Source organism: Chitinophaga silvisoli (assembly GCF_003412465.1).
Taxonomy (GTDB): Bacteria; Bacteroidota; Bacteroidia; order Chitinophagales; family Chitinophagaceae; genus Chitinophaga; species Chitinophaga silvisoli.
Genome location: NZ_QTJV01000015.1, coordinates 51248 through 71599, shown reverse-complemented (window position 1 = coordinate 71599; position 20352 = coordinate 51248). Strand labels below are relative to the sequence as shown.

15 protein-coding genes are annotated in these 20352 nt (G+C 46.6%); 8 read left to right on the top strand and 7 right to left on the bottom strand.

What is annotated here, in order from left to right:
* The first annotated feature begins 2 nt into the window (after positions 1-2).
* The 4 genes from DXN04_RS35710 (at position 3) to DXN04_RS29580 (ending at position 5125) form a co-directional block, all read left to right on the top strand.
* Positions 3-1694 carry an FAD-dependent oxidoreductase gene (locus DXN04_RS35710; protein ID WP_116857036.1) on the top strand — a complete coding sequence of 564 codons (1692 nt, stop codon included), beginning with the start codon at positions 3-5 and terminating at the stop codon, positions 1692-1694.
* Between the two features lie 6 nt (positions 1695-1700).
* Positions 1701-1967: a UBP-type zinc finger domain-containing protein gene (locus tag DXN04_RS29590; RefSeq protein WP_116857035.1), complete on the top strand. Its 267-nt coding sequence runs from the start codon at positions 1701-1703 to the stop codon at positions 1965-1967.
* 110 nt (positions 1968-2077) lie between these two features.
* Positions 2078-4210 (top strand): type IA DNA topoisomerase, encoded by a 2133-nt coding sequence (locus tag DXN04_RS29585; protein WP_116857034.1) that lies wholly within the window; start codon positions 2078-2080, stop codon positions 4208-4210.
* A 27-nt stretch (positions 4211-4237) separates the two neighbouring features.
* On the top strand, positions 4238-5125 hold the full coding sequence (locus DXN04_RS29580; protein ID WP_116857033.1) for a DUF4349 domain-containing protein: 888 nt from the start codon (positions 4238-4240) through the stop codon (positions 5123-5125).
* A gap of 39 nt (positions 5126-5164) precedes the next feature.
* Here DXN04_RS29580 and DXN04_RS29575 read toward each other — a convergent pair whose 3' ends face one another.
* Both DXN04_RS29575 and DXN04_RS29570 read right to left on the bottom strand, forming a co-directional pair.
* Positions 5165-6298: an acyltransferase family protein gene (locus DXN04_RS29575; protein ID WP_116857032.1), complete on the bottom strand. Its 1134-nt coding sequence runs from the start codon at positions 6296-6298 to the stop codon at positions 5165-5167.
* Positions 6288-8486 (bottom strand): alpha-N-acetylglucosaminidase, encoded by a 2199-nt coding sequence (locus DXN04_RS29570; RefSeq protein ID WP_199415169.1) that lies wholly within the window; start codon positions 8484-8486, stop codon positions 6288-6290. Before DXN04_RS29570 ends, DXN04_RS29575 begins: the two co-directional genes overlap by 11 nt.
* Positions 8487-8831: 345 nt before the next feature.
* On the opposite strand from DXN04_RS29570, the gene DXN04_RS29565 reads away from it, so the two are divergent.
* Together DXN04_RS29565 and DXN04_RS29560 are read left to right on the top strand one after the other, a co-directional pair.
* Positions 8832-9308, top strand: a complete 477-nt coding sequence (locus DXN04_RS29565) for a MarR family winged helix-turn-helix transcriptional regulator (protein ID WP_199415168.1) — start codon at positions 8832-8834, stop codon at positions 9306-9308.
* Between the two features lie 3 nt (positions 9309-9311).
* A complete protein-coding gene (locus tag DXN04_RS29560; RefSeq protein ID WP_116857029.1) occupies positions 9312-10322 on the top strand; it encodes a phosphotransferase in 1011 nt (336 codons plus the stop codon).
* 54 nt (positions 10323-10376) lie between these two features.
* Here the strand turns inward: DXN04_RS29560 and DXN04_RS29555 are convergent, their stop codons facing one another.
* Positions 10377-11093, bottom strand: a complete 717-nt coding sequence (locus DXN04_RS29555; RefSeq protein WP_116857028.1) for a 3-ketoacyl-ACP reductase — start codon at positions 11091-11093, stop codon at positions 10377-10379.
* Positions 11094-11244: 151 nt separating this feature from the next.
* Here DXN04_RS29555 and DXN04_RS29550 point away from each other — a divergent pair, with 151 nt between their 5' ends.
* The gene (locus tag DXN04_RS29550) at positions 11245-13515 is read left to right on the top strand and encodes a GH92 family glycosyl hydrolase (protein ID WP_116857027.1); all 2271 of its coding nucleotides are present in this window, start codon (positions 11245-11247) and stop codon (positions 13513-13515) included.
* 100 nt (positions 13516-13615) lie between these two features.
* Here the strand turns inward: DXN04_RS29550 and DXN04_RS29545 are convergent, their stop codons facing one another.
* The gene (locus DXN04_RS29545) at positions 13616-16027 is read right to left on the bottom strand and encodes a phosphocholine-specific phospholipase C (RefSeq protein WP_116857026.1); all 2412 of its coding nucleotides are present in this window, start codon (positions 16025-16027) and stop codon (positions 13616-13618) included.
* 327 nt (positions 16028-16354) lie between these two features.
* Here DXN04_RS29545 and DXN04_RS29540 point away from each other — a divergent pair, with 327 nt between their 5' ends.
* Complete coding sequence (locus tag DXN04_RS29540) at positions 16355-17788, top strand: cation:proton antiporter domain-containing protein (RefSeq protein WP_116857025.1); 1434 nt, start codon at positions 16355-16357, stop codon at positions 17786-17788.
* Positions 17789-17806: 18 nt separating this feature from the next.
* Here the strand turns inward: DXN04_RS29540 and DXN04_RS29535 are convergent, their stop codons facing one another.
* The 3 genes from DXN04_RS29535 to DXN04_RS29525 all read right to left on the bottom strand — a co-directional run bounded on the left by DXN04_RS29535 (position 17807) and on the right by DXN04_RS29525 (position 20339).
* Positions 17807-18643, bottom strand: coding sequence for an SdpI family protein (locus DXN04_RS29535; protein WP_116857024.1), 837 nt, complete (start codon positions 18641-18643; stop codon positions 17807-17809).
* On the bottom strand, positions 18630-18917 hold the full coding sequence (locus DXN04_RS29530; protein WP_116857023.1) for an autorepressor SdpR family transcription factor: 288 nt from the start codon (positions 18915-18917) through the stop codon (positions 18630-18632). The genes DXN04_RS29535 and DXN04_RS29530 overlap by 14 nt, the downstream gene beginning before the upstream one ends.
* 90 nt (positions 18918-19007) lie before the next feature.
* Positions 19008-20339, bottom strand: a complete 1332-nt coding sequence (locus DXN04_RS29525; RefSeq protein ID WP_158569230.1) for a lytic transglycosylase domain-containing protein — start codon at positions 20337-20339, stop codon at positions 19008-19010.
* Between the last annotated feature and the right edge of the window lie 13 nt (positions 20340-20352).

Sequence of the window (20352 nt, the reverse complement as noted above, 5' to 3'; positions counted from 1 at the left end):
TTATGCCAGACAAAGACACTGAGAAAAATACGAATCAACCTATTATTCTTTGTATTGACGATGATCCGCAGGTATTGCGGGCCATCGTGCGCGACTTAAAAAACAAATACAGACAGTATTATAAAATCATCAGTACAAGCGATGTGCAGGAAGCACTCAGCAGCCTGCTGGAACTGAAGAACAAAGGTGAAACCATTGCCATGTTCATCAGCGATCAGCGGATGCCGGTGATGGATGGCGTAACATTCCTGGAAAAGGCACTCAAATTTTACCCGGATGCAAAAAGGGTATTACTTACTGCTTATTCTGATACGGATGCTGCAATCAAAGCCATCAATACTGTTCAACTGGATTATTACCTCGTAAAACCCTGGGACCCACCAGAGGAAAAGCTCTACCCGGTGATAGATGATCTGCTGGATGACTGGAAGAGTGATTACCATCCGGAATTCAAAGGTATCAAGGTAGTAGGATACCAATACTCCCGCAGCTGCCATGCCATCAAGGATTTCCTGGCCGGCAACCTCATTCCTTACAAATGGTTGGATGTACGCACCACACAGGAAGGTTGTAACCTACTGGCACTGAATGGACTGGATGAAAAAGATGTACCCGTTATCTTCTTTGAAGATGGTTCTTACCTCTCCAATCCCTCCATCCAGGATACTGCCCGCAAAGTAGGCCTAAACCCCCAGATCAAACATGAGGTATACGATGTGGTGATCATTGGTGCCGGCCCTGCAGGACTGGCGGCAGGTGTGTATGGAGCCAGCGAGGGGTTGAAAACCCTGCTCATTGAAAAGCGAGCACCCGGCGGACAAGCCGGCACCAGTTCCAGGATTGAAAACTACCTGGGCTTTCCGAAAGGCCTGAGTGGTGCTGATCTGGCCCGCAGAGCTATCTCCCAGGCCCAACGCTTAGGTACGGAATTCATCACCCCACAGTCGGTGAAAGCCATCGAGCAAAAGGACGGCTACAATAAGATCATCATGGAAGACGGCACTTTTGTAAACAGCAGAAGTGTGGTCATCACCACAGGTGTAGATTACCGCACCCTGGATACAAAAGGGGTGGCCGACTTTACAGGTGCCGGTATTTACTACGGTGCTGCCATGACAGAAGCACCTGCCTGCAAAGACAAAGATGTATTCATCGTAGGAGGCGGCAACTCTGCCGGCCAGGCGGCCATGTACCTTTCCAAATTTGCCAGGAATGTAAGTATCCTGATCCGCAGGGAAGATCTATCCAGCACCATGTCTGCCTACCTGATAGACCGCATCGTGGAAACACCTAATATTCATGTACGCGCATATTCTGAAGTAGTGGAAGCCAGGGGCTCTGACAGGCTGGAATGCCTGATCATCTCCAATATCAAAACAGGCGAACAGACCCAGGAACATGCAGATGGCCTGTACATTTTTATTGGTGCAAAACCATTTACTGAATGGCTGGAAATGAATATCATCAAGAATGATAAAGGCTTTATTGAAACGGGCAGGGACCTGTTTACACATCCTGAATTTGAGAAGATCTGGAAACAGGACAGGGATCCATACCTGCTGGAAACCAGTTGTCCCGGCATCTTTGCAGCAGGCGATGTAAGGGCCAATGCAATGAACCGGGTAGCGGCAGCAGTAGGAGAAGGCTCTATGGCAATCAGTTTTGTACACAAATACCTCGCTGAGGTAAAATAATTGACTATGGCAGAAATCTGTTCACATATTACATCGATTAAAACACTGAAAGTGGATGAAGAACATGTGTGTGAGGAATGTGTAAAAATAGGATCTGACTGGGTGCATCTCCGTACCTGTCAAACCTGCGGTGCAACCTTGTGTTGCGACCAGTCGCCGGAGAAGCATATGACGAAGCATTTTCATAAAACACAGCACCCCGTAGTCATATCGGCAGAGCCGGGAGAAAGGTGGTTGTGGTGTTATGTGGATGAGCAATTCGCTGAATATTAATACGGTTTTCATACCCGGGCATAAGGCCCGGCCCCACCCGGAAAAATCACTTTTGCCATAGGCGAAAGTGATTTTTTCACTGGTTTGTTTTCCCTACATTTGCCCTCTCTATGAAGGTTTGCATTGCAGAAAAACCAAGTGTCGCCCGCGACATCGCTGAAGTAATCGGCGCTAAAACACGCAAAGACGGGTACTATGAAGGAAACGGGTACCAGGTCACCTGGACCTTCGGGCACTTTTGTACCCTCAAAGAACCGCATGATTACACGGAGCAATGGAAATTCTGGCGACTGGAAGATCTGCCCATGATCCCCTCCCACTTCGGTATCAAACTCATACCCAACGGAGGGGTCGAAAAGCAATTCAAAATCATAGAATCCCTGGTACAAGCCTGCGATGAGGTCATCAACTGTGGGGATGCCGGGCAGGAAGGAGAACTCATTCAACGCTGGGTATTACTCAAAGCCCAATGCACCGCACCCGTAAAAAGGCTGTGGATATCTTCCCTGACTGTACAAGCCATCCAGGATGGCTTCCAGAAACTGAAAGATGCCAGCCAGTACGATAACTTATACGCCGCCGGCAGCGCCCGCGCCATCGGCGACTGGCTGCTGGGCATGAATGCCACCCGCCTCTTCACCAAGAAATTTGCCATCGGCAAAACCGTCTTGTCCATCGGCCGTGTGCAGACACCTACCCTCGCCATGATCGTACAAAGGCAAAAGGAAATCAACGCCTTCGTATCCGAAGAATACTGGGAACTCAAAACCATCTACCGCGAAACAGAATTCACCGCCACTATCGACCGTATCAAAAACCTGGATAGGGCCAATAAAGGACTGGAATACCTGAAGCAACACCCTTTCGAAATCACCAGCTTCGAAAAGAAAGAAGGCAAGGAAGGGAACCCCCGCCTATTTGACCTCACCGGCCTGCAGGTAGAAGCCAACAAGAAATTTGCCTTCACTGCAGACGATACCTTAAAATATATCCAGAACCTGTACGAGAAGAAACTGACTACCTACCCAAGGGTAGATACCACCTACCTCTCCGAAGACCTGCATCCAAAAGTAGCAGGCATCTTACAGGACCTGAAACCATATGCGAACCTGACCGCCCCCATCCTGGCGAATCCGATTCCTAAACTTAAGACCGTCTTCGACGACAAAAAGGTGACAGATCACCATGCCATCATTCCAACAGGTGAATATCCCAGCAACCTGCCCCTGGAGGAAAAGCGCATTTATGACCTGGTAGCGAGACGCTTTATCGCTGCATTCTACCCTGAGTGTAAGATTTCGAATACTACCGTACTGGGCGTAGTAGGCCAGGTAGAATTCAAGGTAACCGGTAAGCAGATCCTGGAACCCGGCTGGAAAGAAGTGTATGCCAATGATGCACCTGCTCCAAAAGAAAACAAAGACGGAAAAGAAGAAAACGAAGAAAAAGTACTGCCCGTGTTCGTAGTCGGTGAAAGCGGCCCCCATACCCCCAGGGTACACCAGGGTAAAACCACTCCACCCAAAGCCTTTACGGAAGCGACCCTGCTCCGTGCTATGGAAACCGCCGGTAAGCAGGTAGACGATGAAGAAATGAGGGAATTGATGAAGGACAACGGTATCGGTCGCCCTTCTACCCGTGCAAATATCATCGAGACCCTGTTCAGACGTAAATACATAGAGAAGAGAAAAAAGAACATCTACGCCACCCAAACCGGCATAGACCTGATCGATACCATCACCTCAGACCTGCTGAAAAGTGCAGAACTGACCGGGCAATGGGAACGGAAACTAAGACAGATAGAAAAAGGTGAATACCAGCTGGACACCTTCAAACAGGAACTGATCCAGATGGTCGTAGACCTGACCCGGGAAGTGAAAAATGCTTCTTACAAAACCATCGTTGCCGTACAGGCTCCCACACCGGCACCTACTCCTGAAAAGGAAGAAAAGCCGAAAAAAGCCCCTAAACCCAAACAGGAAATTGCCAGCCTGCAATGCCCCAAGTGTAAAGAACATCCTTTGATCAAAGGAAATACTGCCTATGGCTGCTCCAATTTCAAAGTGTGTGGATTCAAGGTGCCTTTTGAAACCCATGGCAAGAAATTGTCCGATAAACAACTAAGCGACCTCCTGACAAAAGGCAAAACTACCAAACTGAAAGGACTGAAATTGCCCGATGGGACAGAGGCAGAAGGGAAACTGATACTGGATGCAGCATTCAACCTTGCAGTAGAAAAATAACCTATATTCACATTATAACTTTACACTATGCAAACCTCAATTAAGACCAGGTTCTGGCGACTCTTCCGCTGGGGGGTGGGAGTATTCATGCTAATGTTTATTTTCAGATTGATTTATGGTTATGTAGCGTCGCATACAAACAGCAGCGGGGACTACTATGAAAATTACTTTGATCAGGTGAATGGATTAAGAAGAAACTATGCTACTTCCAAACTGGATATGGGCTCGAAAATGAGCATGGCACCTGCCGGAAATCCACAACCGGATTTTTCCACCAGCCAAAAATATGAGAAGACAGCCATCGTACGCACCACCACCAGTGATTTTACAAAAGATGAAGCAGATCTGAGAAAGAAAATCGAATCCTATAAAGCCATGATCCAATACGAAAAAGCACTGGGTAAAAAAGGAAATCGTGAACTACACCTGATGATTGGTGTAAATCCTGAAAAATTCGATTCCTTCTATCATGAGATCCAGGGCCTCGGCGCTATCAGGTCAATGTCTATTACCAAAGTAGATAAGACGAATGAATACAGGCAACTCAATGCAAAGAAGGTGTCGCTGGAGAAAACAGTAGAGTCACTGGAGAAACTGAAAACAACTGCGGGCGCAAACCAGGACTTATTATCTATCTATGACAGGCAACTGGAACTGGAAGACAAATTACAGAACCTGGGGGTCGATTTAGGGAACTTCAATACAGAAAATGAATTCTGCACGGTCAAGTTATCCCTCTATGAAGGGGCTACCGCCCAATCCATCTCGTTTATCCACAGAGTGAAGATTGCCTTGCAATGGACTATCCACTATTTCACTTATACCGTGATCGGCTTTACAGCACTTTCCATTTTTGTATTTGCATTATTATTGATTATAGACAAGCTAAATGTCTTAGGCATTTTCAAACAATAAAAAAAGAAGAGGGTGTACTTTTGGTACACCCTCTTCTTTTTAGATCTTCAGGAACAACTTATTCCTATACAAAACATATAACAGGCATAATTGTACAAAGGTGACCGACATCGCCGCAAACACAGGCTGCCACAATAAAGGCGCATACTGGATCAATCCATTAAACACAAATCCAGCCGTATACTTAAAATCTACCATCCCCTCTGCCGCCATGTAAATCAGGATAGAATTCGTGCCTATAATCACAAAAGGAAACGCCCATTTTCTATATCCCCACACGTCTATTACCAGGTAAAACACTGCCAGGAACATTACGCTGAATCCTCCTGCATATAACACAAAGGAACTTGTCCACAGTCTTTTATTAATAGGAAAGCCGAAGCCCCACAGGTAACCGGTCAGCACCAATGCAGCACCAAAAGCAAACAGCAACCCACCTTTCCGCAAGGGAGTCTGAACACCTCTTTGGATAAACGTACCTACCAATGTACCCAGCAATGCTGTTCCAATAGCCGGCAGGGTGGATAATACACCCTCCGGATCATGCACCTTATCATGCAATCTGCCCGGCACCAGCACTCTGTCAATATAAGACTCCAGCGATCCATCCATCGTCAGTACACCTGCTCCATATCCCGGTACAGGCACCCACATCATCAAAGCCCAATACCCTAACAAAATACCAATTAACCAATACACCTGTCCTTTCACCGAAAAGTTCAGACTGATCAATCCTGCAAAGAACCAGGCCAGGCCGATCCTTCCTAACACACTTGGGAAGCGGGTATTCTCCAAACCATTAAACTTCAATAGTCCATTCACGATAAAGCCCAGCACCACCAGGATCAAAGCACGCTTCAGCATTACCTTATACAATTTCCGCTTCTCTTCTCCCGGCAACAGGTAAGTATACTTTACCCCCGCTACATCCATTTTCTTCTGCAAAGACAAGGGCATCGTCACCCCGGCAATAAACAGGAATAGCGGAAAGATCATATCATAAAAGGTAAACCCATTCCAATCTGTATGATTCAGCTGTGCGGACATCCATTCTACCGGTCCCCACTTTGTAGCCTTGGCCAGGGTATGGATAATGTGCTCACCGCTCATGATCCAGAACATATCAAAACCTCTCAGCGCGTCTAAGGACTGCAATCGTTGATTATCTTTCATAAGCTGCAACTATAAGGTCATGATATTTAGCATACATTTGTTGTGACACCACTACCGGGTCACCACTCGTCACCAAAGGATAATTTTTCTGCGTCTTCACAAACTTCCACTCCCATTGGCTGATCTTCTTATCAAAGGCTTTGAAATCAGGTTGCTCCTCCGTCACCAGGAAATCGAAAAACTGCTCCCAGCGTACCTTGTAAAAGTCTTTCAGCAAGCCGCTCCACTGCCTGTTTGCATACTCATGCAATGGGCTTTCCGCATCTCCCCATAAGGTGATCAGGTCACGGGCATTCTGCTCATACAGCGCTTTTTCAGCAGGTGTAGTACCCCAGCTCCTTGCACTCGCGATCCATGGTCCCAATAGAAAATCTTTTCTCGTTGCCAACAGGCGATCCATATCATCTATCAGCTCCAGGTATGCTTTGCTATATTTCTGAAACGCCGTCATGTTGTGCGCCTTATAAGCCCTCACCCACTGCTGTTGCAAAGGAGTCGCATAGTTCGCCATCACCTGTCTTGTCACATCCACCAGGTCATAAGTAAATCCATCCGTACGCACCCCTTTTTTCGATGCATGGATAAATAAATCCCATGCAGGCACTAAATCCAGCGGTGCATAGTTCAGCTTCGTCCTTGTCCAGATGGTGGTGCTGTCAAAAGTAGGCCGGCCGGTGATGATGGATTCAGCACCATCGCGTATAGTCTGTCCGTTATAAGCCGTCTTACGCAGTACCTGCCATGCCTGTACCAGCGAATCATTGTCCACACCATAACGGTTGCGCGCATATTTCCTCAGCCACTCATCCAGTTGAACAGGTGTTGTTTGCCAGGTATGCTGCATGGTCAGTTCATAGATCACAGGATTGTTCTCTATCGCTTCCATCGTCAGGCCAATCCCTTTCAGGTTCTTTGAATTTGGATCGTTCAGTGCCAGTGCAGGTCCTGCAGCTACGCCTTCCAGCCGCCCAAACAGATTCACATTTCCACCGAAGTTATTCAGCTGGTTCCAGATCCAGGGCTTGCCGTAAAATGCATCTGTCCTTTTCCATACAGGTTCTATTTCAGCAGCCAGGTCCAGTAAGATCATTTTATTATCCGGCACTGCTTTTAACAATGCCTCGATCTGTGGGGCCTTCCAGAATTTACGATCACTGTAAAATAGCCATCCCTGCATCACCCATACAGCACTGGTATCCGCCTGTCGCATACCTTCATAAATCCTTGCACTCAGTTTAGACAGGAACTCAGGATCATCAGATGGAGGTTCATTCTCATTGAATGTATCTGCAGAATACAGGTGGTCTGTTCCGAACAATTTAGCCTGTGTTTCCAGGAATTGCTTGCCGATCTTCGCAAACAAAGGATCTTCTGAATCCAGGATATAAGTATCTGCAAAACCATTGTTCCAGTTAGTCGCTTTCAGTTTTGCCTTTGGATATTTCTCTTTGAAAGCTGCGGGTACATGTCCTGTAAATGCAGGCAATACAGGAGTCATACCCAACTCACGCTCCTGCTTTACAATCTGCTGCTGCAGGGTCTTATGACTCTTCATCCAGCTGAGTGGCAAGGGACCACCCCAGCCGTCTAAATTGCCCATCCAGAACCAGGAGAAATAAGCGGGTCCACAAAAGAAGCCCTCCAGTTCCTTGTCCGTAAAGCCCATTTGTTTATAGACTTCATACCAGGTATACTCTTCGCCTGTGATGGCCAGGGGCATATTGATGCCATGCATCGCCATCCAGTCTATTTCCTTTTGCCAGCGCTTCCAGTCCCACCAACTCATGCTGTAATTGAAAGTGCAGTAGTTCAGGTAATAGCGGTACTGGTAAGGTGTGGTCTTCTTTATCGTTGCTGCCGGCATCGGTAATTTCGCCGGTAGTTTCAGCTGCGTGCCATTCCAGGTAATCTGGCAATGGGCATATTCAGTCAGGTAATAATACAGGGCAGAAGCTACAGCAACCCCATTATTCCCCTTCAATAAAATCTTTCCCTGGTGTGGTGTAATTTCAAATACATCCTTTGCTTCAGCAGCGGGCAGTTCCCCTACTTCGAAAAAAGCAGCCCTTTCAGGTAATACACGTTTGATGAGCGCCAGCGCGGCCGGTTTATTCAATTGTGCCGACACCGTTGATTGTGCAAACATGACAATGCTACAGATAGTAAATGCCCTGCTTAAAAATTTCATAGACACTGTTTTCTTGTTTTTGTGTAAACGCAGTAGTTTTTCCAATTCTCAAACTATTCTCTCTTGCCTCTTCTGGTTGAATACATAACGGAAATCATTTGCATGATAGTTCAGGATAAATATAATCCATAAGTGTCACAAAGACAACCTTCATGGAAATAGTTATTGCGGACTGGTCCTGTTAAGGAATTAATTAACACCAAAGTGGGGGTGGTGTATCAATTTATACAAAAATAGTCAACCAGCATCCCTGCGGCCGGCTGCAATAAATTTAAATGATAAACTACCAGGATCAGTGAATTTTGTTTTTTACAACCAAACCCCTACCTTCGCTAAATACTTGACATGTCAAGTATTTTACAACTAAATATTATGACTCCCATTAGTCCATCATTAAAACTCATCCTCAACCTCTCAAAGGCGCATGTCATCCTTTCCCGCAGGTTGGAAACCCGCTTATCCGGCCATGGCATTGGTTATACTGACTTTGCCATCCTCCTTATCCTGCACGAAGCTCCGGGGCAGAAACTCCGCCGGGTGGACCTTGCCGAGAAAATAGGGTTTACTGCCTCGGGCGTTACCCGCATGCTGATCCCTTTGGAGAAAATAGGCCTTGTACAGCGCGAAGCTTATGAAAGAGATGCCCGTGTCAGTTATGTCGGGCTGACCGATATTGGTAAGCAGATCTTTGAAGAAGCCCTTGTCTCTGCCGAAGTTGTAGCCCAGGATATTTTTTCCACAGATACTATCACCACTGCCAAAGCCAAAAAACTGGATGCCTTTTCAGATATGCTCACAGAACTTGGCGGCAACATTATTTAATATATGAATAACGCCCTTCTTTCCATTTTACCCCCGCACAAACTAAAGGTGGTAGAAGCTGCCCTGCAGCAAACTTTTGGGACACCTGCTGTAGAAGCCATTGAACTCATGACCCGGGGATTATCACCCGCCTTGGTCTACAAGATCCAGGTAAACGGCAAAGCCTATATTCTAAGGCTTGTTATGGCGACAAATGAACTGGTAGACCCTGCCCGTGAATATACATGTCTGCGTGCTGCTGCTGATGCAGGTATTGCACCGGCAGTACTGTATGCTGATGCTGATGCCGCTGTTTCTATTTGTGCATTCATCGCCGGCCCGCCAATCTGGGTAGGGCTCCCCGACAAAGACATTCAGCTGAAACGTATTGCTGAAAAAGTAAAAGATATTCATGCACTTCCTCTCTTTCCGCCATTGATCAATTTTATGGAAGGTATGATCGCTTTCAGAGATCGCTTCCTGGAAACAAAGATGTTCCCGGAAAGTGCGACCGCAGAACATTTCAGGCATTTCGAGCGGATACGATCTGTTTATCCTATCCATGATGAACTGGTATCATCACACAATGACCTGAATCCGGCAAATGTGCTGTATGATGGAGAAAAGATCTGGCTCATTGACTGGGAAGCCGGTTTTAAAAATGACAGGTATGTGGATCTGGCTGTAGTAGCCTTGTACTTTGCAGCGAATGAACAGCATATTGATACATTCCTCACTGCTTATTTTGGTGAGGCACCGACAGCTTTGCAGCGAGCGAAGTTCTATCTCATGCGGCAAGTGGTGTTCCTCTATTATGGTACTATCTTCCTGAGAATGGCAGCTGAAATGAAGGATACACATGATCAGGATATGAAAGTACCTACGCTACTGGAAGTGAAGAAAATGATGAGTAAGGGTGAGGTGAACTTAGGTAGTTATGAAGGGAAGATCCTGTATGGGAAGATGCTGATGCAGGAGGCGCTGACAGAGATGCGGCAGCCACAGTTTGAAGCAGCACTGGCATTACTGCATTAATGCTTTCTTTTCTCAATGGGGAAAAAAATGGCGGCCTTACAAGGCCGCCATTTTTTATGGATTGGTAGACCAGATACCCGCTTCTTTCACAAACACTCTCCTGTTCAGCTTCAGCTGACTCACAATCAACTCTGCAAAATCTTCTGCCTGCATCACCTTCTCAGGATTACCATCAGTGAGCTTCAGATCAATCGCCATATCAGTAGCAATGGTGCTCGGTGTCAGCGTAGTTACACGGATGTTAGACTTCCGCACTTCCTGCATCAGTGACTCAGACATTCCAATCAATCCAAACTTGGAGGCGCTGTAAGCACTGGTGACTGCAGCACCATTTTTACCGGCTGTGGAAGAGATATTCACAATATCTCCTGTCTGCCGTGACAGCATACCAGGCAATACTGCCCGTACAGTGTAGTAAGCACCAAACAGGTTTACTTTTACAATATTCTCCCATTCTTCTGGCGTCAGGTCCATGAATTTGCCAAACTTACCCACACCCGCATTATTGATCAGGATATCAATGGTACCCAGTTCTGCGCTGAGTTTAGCAATAGCAGCTTCTACTGCCTGCCTGTCTGCTACGTCAGCCGTAGCATATACGATCTTTACACCAGTACCTGCCAGTTCAGCAGCTACTGCCTGTAAATCTTTTTCCGTACGTGCGATCAGTGCGAGGTTCACGCCTTCTGCTGCAAGCTGTTGCGCCACTGCCTTCCCTATCCCCTTACCCGCGCCTGTGATCAACGCATTTTTACCTTTTAATGATTCCATACTCTAACTGATTTTATTGTTGCAAATATAAGCATTAGGAACTTCCCGATGCCGGCCACTGCTCAGCAGCAGGCATGGGAAAAGCAAACCAAAAACATTGACCTGTGAAATATTTTTAACTACTTTCACGCCTGCTAAAATATCCACGATCATGCTTAAGAAAGGTCTCATGCTGTGCAGTATATTATACTGCCAGTCCCTATTTGCTGACACTAAAGGCCAGGCCGACACCACCGACCGGGTCAGGTACGTCAATACCCTCCAGGGTACCAACTCCAGTTTCACCCTTACCAGAGGTAACACCTATCCAACTACTGCCCTTCCATTTGGAATGCATACCTGGACACCACAAACAGGGGTAAATGGTGACGGCTGGAAATACCAGTACGAAAAAGACAGCATCCGCGGCTTCCAACAAGCCCATCAATGTAGCTCATGGTCCAATGACTATTGTGTATTCTCGCTCATGCCCGTTACGGGCAAATTAGCTGTTAACCAGTTCCAGCGTGCAGCACGGTTCAGTCATAAAAATGAGATCGCAAAACCAAACTATTACAAGGTTACGCTGAACAATCACATCACCACCGAAATTGCACCTACCGAAAGAGGGGCACACCTGCGCTTTACATTTCCCCGCTCCGGTGATGCATGGTTAGTGCTGGACGGCTATACCCGGATCAGCGATGTGCAGATCATTCCTGCGGAAAGAAAGATCATTGGCTATATCAACAACGGACACCAGTTATCCAGGGAACTGCGCAGCCATTTTGTACTGCAGTTCGATCAGCCATTCACTGCCTATGGTGTGTGGGATAGCAAGACCGGTACCACTACAGCCGATACCCTGCATGGTCAAAATGCTTATATCAAATTTAAAAAAGGTGCAGTCGTACAGGTAAAAACAGCCAGCAGCTACATCAGCCAGGATCAGGCGGCGCTCAACCTGCAAAGGGAATTGGGCAGCTTTGCTACTTTCGATCAGACAAAAAATGCCGCATGGAAAGTATGGAATGATTACCTCGGAAAAGTAAAAGTGGAAGGAGGTACGCCTGCACAAAAAGCCACTTTTTATTCCTGCTTCTTTAGAGCCAGCCTGTTCTCCCGCCAGTTTTTTGAATATGATAAAGACGGACTACCGTATTACTATAGCCCTTATGATGATAAGGTGCATGCCGGCTATCTTTATACAGATACAGGATTCTGGGATACCTTCCGGGCACAGTTTCCACTCAATGCATTGCTGCACCCCACCATGCATGGCCGCTATGTAGCAGCTTTGCTGGATGCATATGATCAATGTGGCTGGTTGCCCTCATGGTCATTTCCCGGGGAAGGAGGTAGTATGATCGGGAACCATGCCATCTCATTACTGGCAGATGCATGGGCGAAAGGATTACATACTTTCGATCCGCAAAAAGCATTGAAGGCCTACCTGCATGAGGCCACGAACAAAGGACCCTGGGGGCCGGCAAATGGCCGTGATGGCTGGAAAGAATATTATACTCTGGGCTACTGCCCCTACCCGGGTGTGAGGGAGGCGACTGCCAAGACACTGGAATATGCGTATGATGATTTCTGCGGGTATACATTGGCAAAACAAACTGGTAATACTTTTTGTGAAGGCGTGTTTGGCCGGCAGATGTACAACTATAAGAATGTATATGATAGCCTGACAGGATATATGAGAGGACGGCAGGCAGATGGGAGTTTTAAAGGAGATTTTGACCCGATTGAGTGGGGTGGACCATTCACAGAGGGGAATGCGGTGCACTGGCAATGGTCTGTATTTCACGATATCAAAGGCCTGATCAACCTGATGGGCGGTGATAGTGCGTTTGTGCATAAACTGGATACAGTATTTTCGTCTCCTAACACTTATAAGGTGGGCACTTATGGAGGGCCTATACACGAGATGACGGAAATGGTGATGGCGAATATGGGGCAGTATGCGCATGGCAATCAGCCGATCCAGCATATGGTGTATTTGTATAATTATGCGGGACAGCCCTGGAAGGCGCAGTATTGGGCAAGAACAGTGATGGAGAAATTATATAATGCCACGGAGAACGGGTATCCGGGAGATGAGGACCAGGGGCAAACTTCTTCATGGTATGTACTGAGTGCCCTGGGGATTTATAGTGTGTGCCCGGGAACGGATCAGTATGTGCTGGGTAGCCCGGTGTTTAATAAGACGACGATTGCTTTGGAGAATGGAAAGGAGTTTGTGATTGAAGCGAATAATAACTCTGCCAGGAACGTGTATATTAAGTCAGCTACGCTGAATGGGAAAGTACTGAGCAGAGACTGGTTATCACATACAGATATCACCAATGGTGGGGTGTTGCACCTGGAAATGTCTGATCAGCCGGAAAAATCAAGAGGAACGGCAATGGCGGATAGGCCCTTCTCCCTTACTAAATAGCGGAAAAAATTACGGCCTCCTTTGGAGACCGTAATTTTTTCCGCACCGGCTTCGATCTTCATGGTGGCAGCGCCACCATGAAGATCGAAGCCATCTTTATTTATATGGTACGCCCCATCACCGGGTCCGTAATACTCATCGCCCCTGTCTCCACTCTCCCTGCATACCGCTTTTCACATCCATCTACAACCACACTGAAATCATACCATCCACCGTGATCTGACAATGCATACACCACCTGCTTACCCGCTTTTGCTGCCAAAGCATGTTTCTGCTCCCCTCTCTTATACCCATTATCTCTAATCGTAATTTCCTGCTTTTTTGCAACATCCAGGTTCTTCAGGTGAAACACCAATTTTCCCTTCGCCTCATACTTACACACACATTCCAGCGCCGGGTCATTCCCATCTCCTCTAAACTCCCTGTAAAACCCATTCGGCCCATACACCCTTAAATGATATCTGCCATTCTCCAGTCCCCACTCATCCTGCAAGGTATCTCCTGCCGCCACCGTATATGCCCATGACTGCGCATCTGCCGGTCTATATACATTAAAAGGTACCCCCACTCCTTTTCCACTGCCAAAGCTAATCTCAAACTTTTGCTTATCCTTACTCAACATCCCATCCACATGCATATCATAAGGCAATGGCGAAGACAATTTCGTTCCCTTCTCCTGCTTCGCCATATATGGGGCATTCACAGGATCTGCATTAATCGCCGCAATTTCCTCCTTCGTCAGCAACTTAAAGCCAGCCGGAATCCCTTTGAATTTCGCCATGTGAATCGTTTGAATATATTCATCACGTACTATCGGCGTTAACCCGGTTGGTTTATCACCCGTAAACGGCTGAAACACGGAAGAAAGGTCTCCACACACCGTACGCCTCCAGTTACTGATATTCGTCTCTATCACCTTCTTCCCCGTCTTATGCGCCAGGAATTTCTCTAAGAACTGCAGGGTAGATGTATGATCAAACACCTGTGAATTCACCACCCCACCCCTGCTCCAGGGCGATGCAACGACCAGGGGTACACGATAACCTAAACCAATTACGCTCTCCCGAATATCATCCTCTTCCCAGCCCTTCTTCTTCATCTCCTGCTCACGGGTCACGAACTCCGCTGCCAGGTCAATTCCCTCAGAAGCCTTACCGTGCCCCTTTCCATGTGGTGGCACAAAGGGTGGTATGTGATCGAAATCGCCATCATTCTCATCATAGGCCAGAATGAAAACCGTCTTCTTCCATACTTCCGGATTCTGTGTCAGTATATCCATCACCTCTGAAATGTACCAGGCTCCATACCATGGTGAACCCGGATGATCTGAAAATGCTTCAGGTGCTACCAACCATGATACTGTCGGTAAAGCCCCTGTTTTCACATCTTCGCGGAACTGGTACAACACATCTCCCTTGGGCACTTTCACTTCTCTTTCTACATTGCCATCATGATACCGCAATGGTGTGAGCTGATGATAATCCGGATCTTTCTTATTCGTTACAAACGCTTTTTCATGCAGGTTCTTCTCGCGTTGTGACAATGCTGCAAATACCTTTTCATTATATTGTTCATGATGTTTTTTCAGCGCTGCCAGTTTCTCTTCGCGATCAGCTCTCTCATCATGTGGCAATGATTTATCTTCTAATTCTTTTTGATAACGTGCTATCTCATGCTGCACATACTTCAAATGCGCTGCTGATAATTGCGGTTTGTATTGAGTAAAGAACTCCAGTGGATTGTCCGTAAAGTTCGCCAGCCAGGCATCTTCCTCCCCATCAAAACCTACGCCCACACTCAGTTCATTCTGATACACTTTCCATGAAATGCCCGCATCTTCCAGTCGCTCAGGATAAGTGGTCCAGCTACCTGGTTGGGGATAATCACATTCATTGTTACGCACCGCCGGAATCCCCTCCTGGTTTCGCAAAGTACCCGTCCAGAAATACAGGCGATTTGGTGTAGTTCCCGTCAATGATGAACAGAAGTTCTGGTCACAAATAGTGAAAGCATCGGCCAGTGCATAATAGAACGGAATATCCTCACGGGTATAATATCCCATCGTCATAGGCAGGTGTGCATATTCCTTATTCCCGGAGCGTTTTACATCCAGCCACCTGTCATACTTTCCACCATTACGCGCATCTACCTGGTTCTCCCAGCTATGCGGCAAAGAGCTCATCCAGGTTGCTTTAGAATCCTTCAGATCCAAACGGAACGGTGCATAAGTCTCTCCTTCTTTATTCGACTGCAACCATACCAGGTTTTTATTCGCCAGCTGAATAGCACGCGGATCATTGAAACCACGTACACCACGCAGTGTACCATAGCAGTGATCAAAGGACCTGTTTTCCTGCATGAGGATCACCACATGCTCAGCATCCAGATAAGTGCTGCCCGGCGCAGGGTCAATGGCCAATGCTCTTTGAATGGCAGGTGGTAATACGCCCGCCAGTCCGGCGCTGCCTGATAATATCGCAGCTTTTTTAAGAAAGTCTCTCCTGGTATCCATATGCTAGACAAGTTATTGTAGAAGTTACAAACTACTAATAGGATTTGAAAAGATTCATACTTTTTTAATACAGGATAATGATGAAAGAGGACCAGCAGTTTATTTACAGGCAAACAGCTGAAAGCCTTTATTCAGCGGGATTATTTCATTACATGCATCTAAACACAAAACACCTCGATATGACATTCTCAATGGAATCTTTCATTGCTTCCTGCTACAGCAGCCTTATTGAGCGATTATAGCAGCACCTGCAGTGCGGTAGCAATTAAAGATTATTATTATCTTTCGTGTGGCAGACTTGTTGTTTGACCAATAAAAATTGTGACTATGCGAAAGAAACTGTTGTTATACCCTGCCATCATCGGCGTATTCGGAGGCCTTACCTGGCTTGTGATCAGACAGGGCAACCATCTGCCCCTGAAAACGGGTGCAGCCCGTATTGTCAGCAACGCTACGGCCCCAGCCGCTCATGGTGCCGTTTCCGGTAGCGGGATTGGCGCTACCTTACTCCACAATATGCAACAGCCTCTTTCCTTATTATTATTCCAGGTACTCATTATCGTACTCGTAGCAAGAATATTTGGATGGCTGGCCAATCGTATCGGCCAACCTTCAGTAGTAGGTGAAATTATAGCAGGTGTTTGCCTGGGCCCCTCCCTCCTGGGCATGCTGTGGCCCGAAGGGAAAGATTTCCTGTTTCCGCCTGACAGTTTTAAAAACCTGCAGTTCCTGAGCCAGATCGGCCTGGCCTTCTTCATGTTTGTAGTGGGTATGGAACTGGATGTAGCCAAGGTAAAAAATAAAGCACACGATGCCGTCATGATCAGTCACGCCAGTATTGTACTGCCTTTCTTCCTGGGTGTATTACTGGCCTATAACCTGTATACACAATTTTCCATGCCGAATGTGAGTTTTCTTTCCTTTGCATTGTTCATGGGTATTGCCATGAGCATCACTGCATTTCCGGTACTCGCCCGTATTGTGCAGGAACGGAAGCTGAGTGGTACTCCACTGGGTATATTAGCTATTACCTGTGCTGCGGCGGACGATGTGACGGCCTGGTGTATACTGGCAGTAGTCATTACTGTAGTAAAAGCCGGTTCTATCTGGAGCGCTTTGATTACACTGGTAATGGCGATGGCATTCCTGGGTGTAATGCTTTATGCAATCAAACCTTTGCTGGCAAAAAAGATCCCACAACTGATGGCAGCAGGAAAAGAAAAAGCAACCGTAGCAGTGGCATTTTTCCTGATGCTGCTGAGTGCATTTGTAGCTGAGACCATTGGCATTCATGCTTTGTTTGGTGCATTCCTGGCTGGTGTGATCATTCCTGCTGAAGCATCGGTACAAAAGCTACTGACTGATAAACTGGAAGATGTAAGTGTACTTTTGTTATTGCCTATTTTCTTTGCTTTTACCGGTTTACGTACACAGATCGGATTGTTAGGTCAGGGCCATCTCTGGGCAGCATTCGGCCTGATCATGCTGGTGGCTGTAGGTGGTAAGCTGGGTGGTAGTGCTTTGACGGCAAAACTGATGGGACAACCCTGGGCAGAGTCACTGGCCATTGGGGCATTAATGAATACAAGAGGATTGATGGAGCTGGTGGTGCTGAATATTGGTTACGACCTGGGCATCCTTTCGCCTGTAGTATTTGCGATGCTGGTATTGATGGCACTGGCTACTACGTTTATGACAGGACCACTGCTGGATCTGGTCAAGAAGATAACAGCCAATAAGTTGCAGGTAAGCAACGCATAATATTGAAAAGGGTTTCTGTTAAACAGAAACCCTTTTTTTATACAACCAATAAGAATAGATCATGGCATAAGCGGTACAGGATAGCGGAATAATGTACAATAAGCGATGTACCCATGAAATAGGAGCTACCATACTCAATACAAAGCCTGTCAATCCTCCTGCAAAAAACCATTTTGAACAGACCCGATGGGTCTTTCTCCACACATCTTCATCAGCCAGCGTCCAGGGAGTACGAATACCTATAAAATGATTAGGTTTTACATTGTGCGTCAGGTTCGAAATAACAGCGATGAAAAGGAAAACAGCCTGTGGTATGGTCCGTTCACTTACCCAGTGCTGGGAAGCAAAGATGCCTAATACCAATGGCAGGGAAGTAATGAAGTGTGTGCCTGCCCAGATGATATTGTAGTATTTTTCGGAGATGGGTTGTTTCCCCAATTTCTTCCCTGCTTTGAAACTCCAGTATACAAATCCATTTATAGTCAGGCAAAGCGCAAACATGGTAAGATTTGAAAAAGTATCTGTCCCCATGTCTATACCGGTGAGTGTAGAGATGACCATGATATCAAAGAAGATAATCAGCGCCAGTTTGAAATAATACAGCCAGGCGAAGGGGGCCTTAGCCACTAATGCGGGCAGGGTCATGACCAAATAGATAAATCCACTCATAAGGGTGAACATAATGACAAAGGCGAGCGGGCTCATATAGCTGTCTATTACCCAGCCGTGGTCAGTAATAGAGTAGTGAGAAGGTACCTGTGCAGGCAAGCTATCACGTAATGTGAAAAATACGATCCAGGGGAGGGCAATGAGCAGCACAAAAGGCAGCTCTTTCCACCAGTTATTTGTTTTCATATGCGGGATTTTGATTGAATGATGGCGTGAATTGCAATACCCATTTCAACAGCTCATCCACAACAGTAGTATTAAGGGAATAATAGATATACTGTCCCTTTTTCTCACTGGTGAGGAGCTCAGCCTGCCTGAGCAGATCCAGGTGGTGCGAAATGGTGGGTTTCGAGAATTGAAAATGATCGGCAATGTCCCCGGCGGTTTTATCCCCGTCTTTGAGGAGTTCAAGAATGTCCCGACGGGTTTTGTCGTTGAGCGCTTTGAAGACGGTATTCATGTGTTAAATATTTAGACAAATATCTAAATACTTAAGGAGAAAACAAAAAAAAGCCGCTCGGTATGAGCGGCTTTTTTTAAAATTAATATCTTATTTCTTGTGCGTTGTCTTCTTTTTTGCGGCAGCGGTCTTTTTAGTAGTTGTTGTTTTCTTAACCGTAGCTTTCTTTTTCGCTGCAACTGATCCTTTCTTAGCAACTGGTCCTTTTGCTTTTGTAGCGGTGCCTGAAGTTGCTTTGGTTTTAGCAGCCTTTGCTTCTGGTGTCGGCACTAATCTGGCCGGCGGTGGAAACTTAGACTTGTCAACCCCTGTTGCTTTATCATCCAGCATGAGGGCCAGCGATTCTTTCAGGATCTCTTCTTTCTCTGCCTGGAACTGCTTCATTTTATCTTTCGGAATACGCAGGTCATAACTGTTTTCCGGCCCTGCCATCATTCTTGCGAAATCAGGGTTCAGGTGTTCCAGTTGTGCCTGTTCGATATTCAGTTTTTTCGCAATTGCTTCGAGGCGATATTTTCCGCTGATGTTGAATTCTACAGTATTGTACATTTCTTCTTCTGACAGTTCAGTTGAAGCGTAGTTTACTGAAGAAGCCGGTACATTGATAGTGGTTACGCCGGGATTGTCATTGGTGACATCATTCCCCACACCGAAGAAGGTATTGAACCTATCGAGGATGTAACCGGTCGCGATGAATTTGTACACATGGTTCCTGGATTCAGCAGGCAGAAAATATTGCATGCCCCAGAAATCGCTGCGACCACTTGCTGCCATAGCGCGTTGAACGCCACCAGGGCCGCAGTTGTAAGCTGCTACAACCAGTAACCAGTCGCCGAACTGGTTGTACAGTTCATTGAGGAACTTGGCTGCTGCTACAGTGGATTTGTAGAAGTCTTTACGCTCATCTACTTTCTTACCTACGCTCAGACCGAAGATGCGTGCAGTACCGGACATGAACTGCCAGGCTCCTACAGCGCCCACGCGGGAACGGGCGTTGGTGTTAAAACTAGACTCAATAACTGCCAGGTATTTCATCTCTTCAGGAATACCATGTTCCCTGAAGATCTTTTCTACCATTACAAAGTAGGGCTGACCTCTGGAGATCATTACCTGCAGGTGTTGACTATACCTGCTGGCAAAGTTATTGATGTATCCAGCTACAATGTTGTTGTTGATCTGTTCATAGACCTTCGGACTGCTGATGCTGGACGGCAGGCTCTGTGCATTTTGACGCACGGCCTGAGAGGTTACGGAAGGAACAACTGTAGTGTCCTTAGGTAACCGAACTTTGTGGTTCAATACCGTAGTATCTGGGCCTCCTATGGGAGTAACCACCTTCTTAGGTACGCCGTTGCCACCAACCGCTTCAAAATGCCATGCACCCAAAGTTGGTAACAGCAGTAGTAAAAAGATTTTCCTCATACACATATTTATT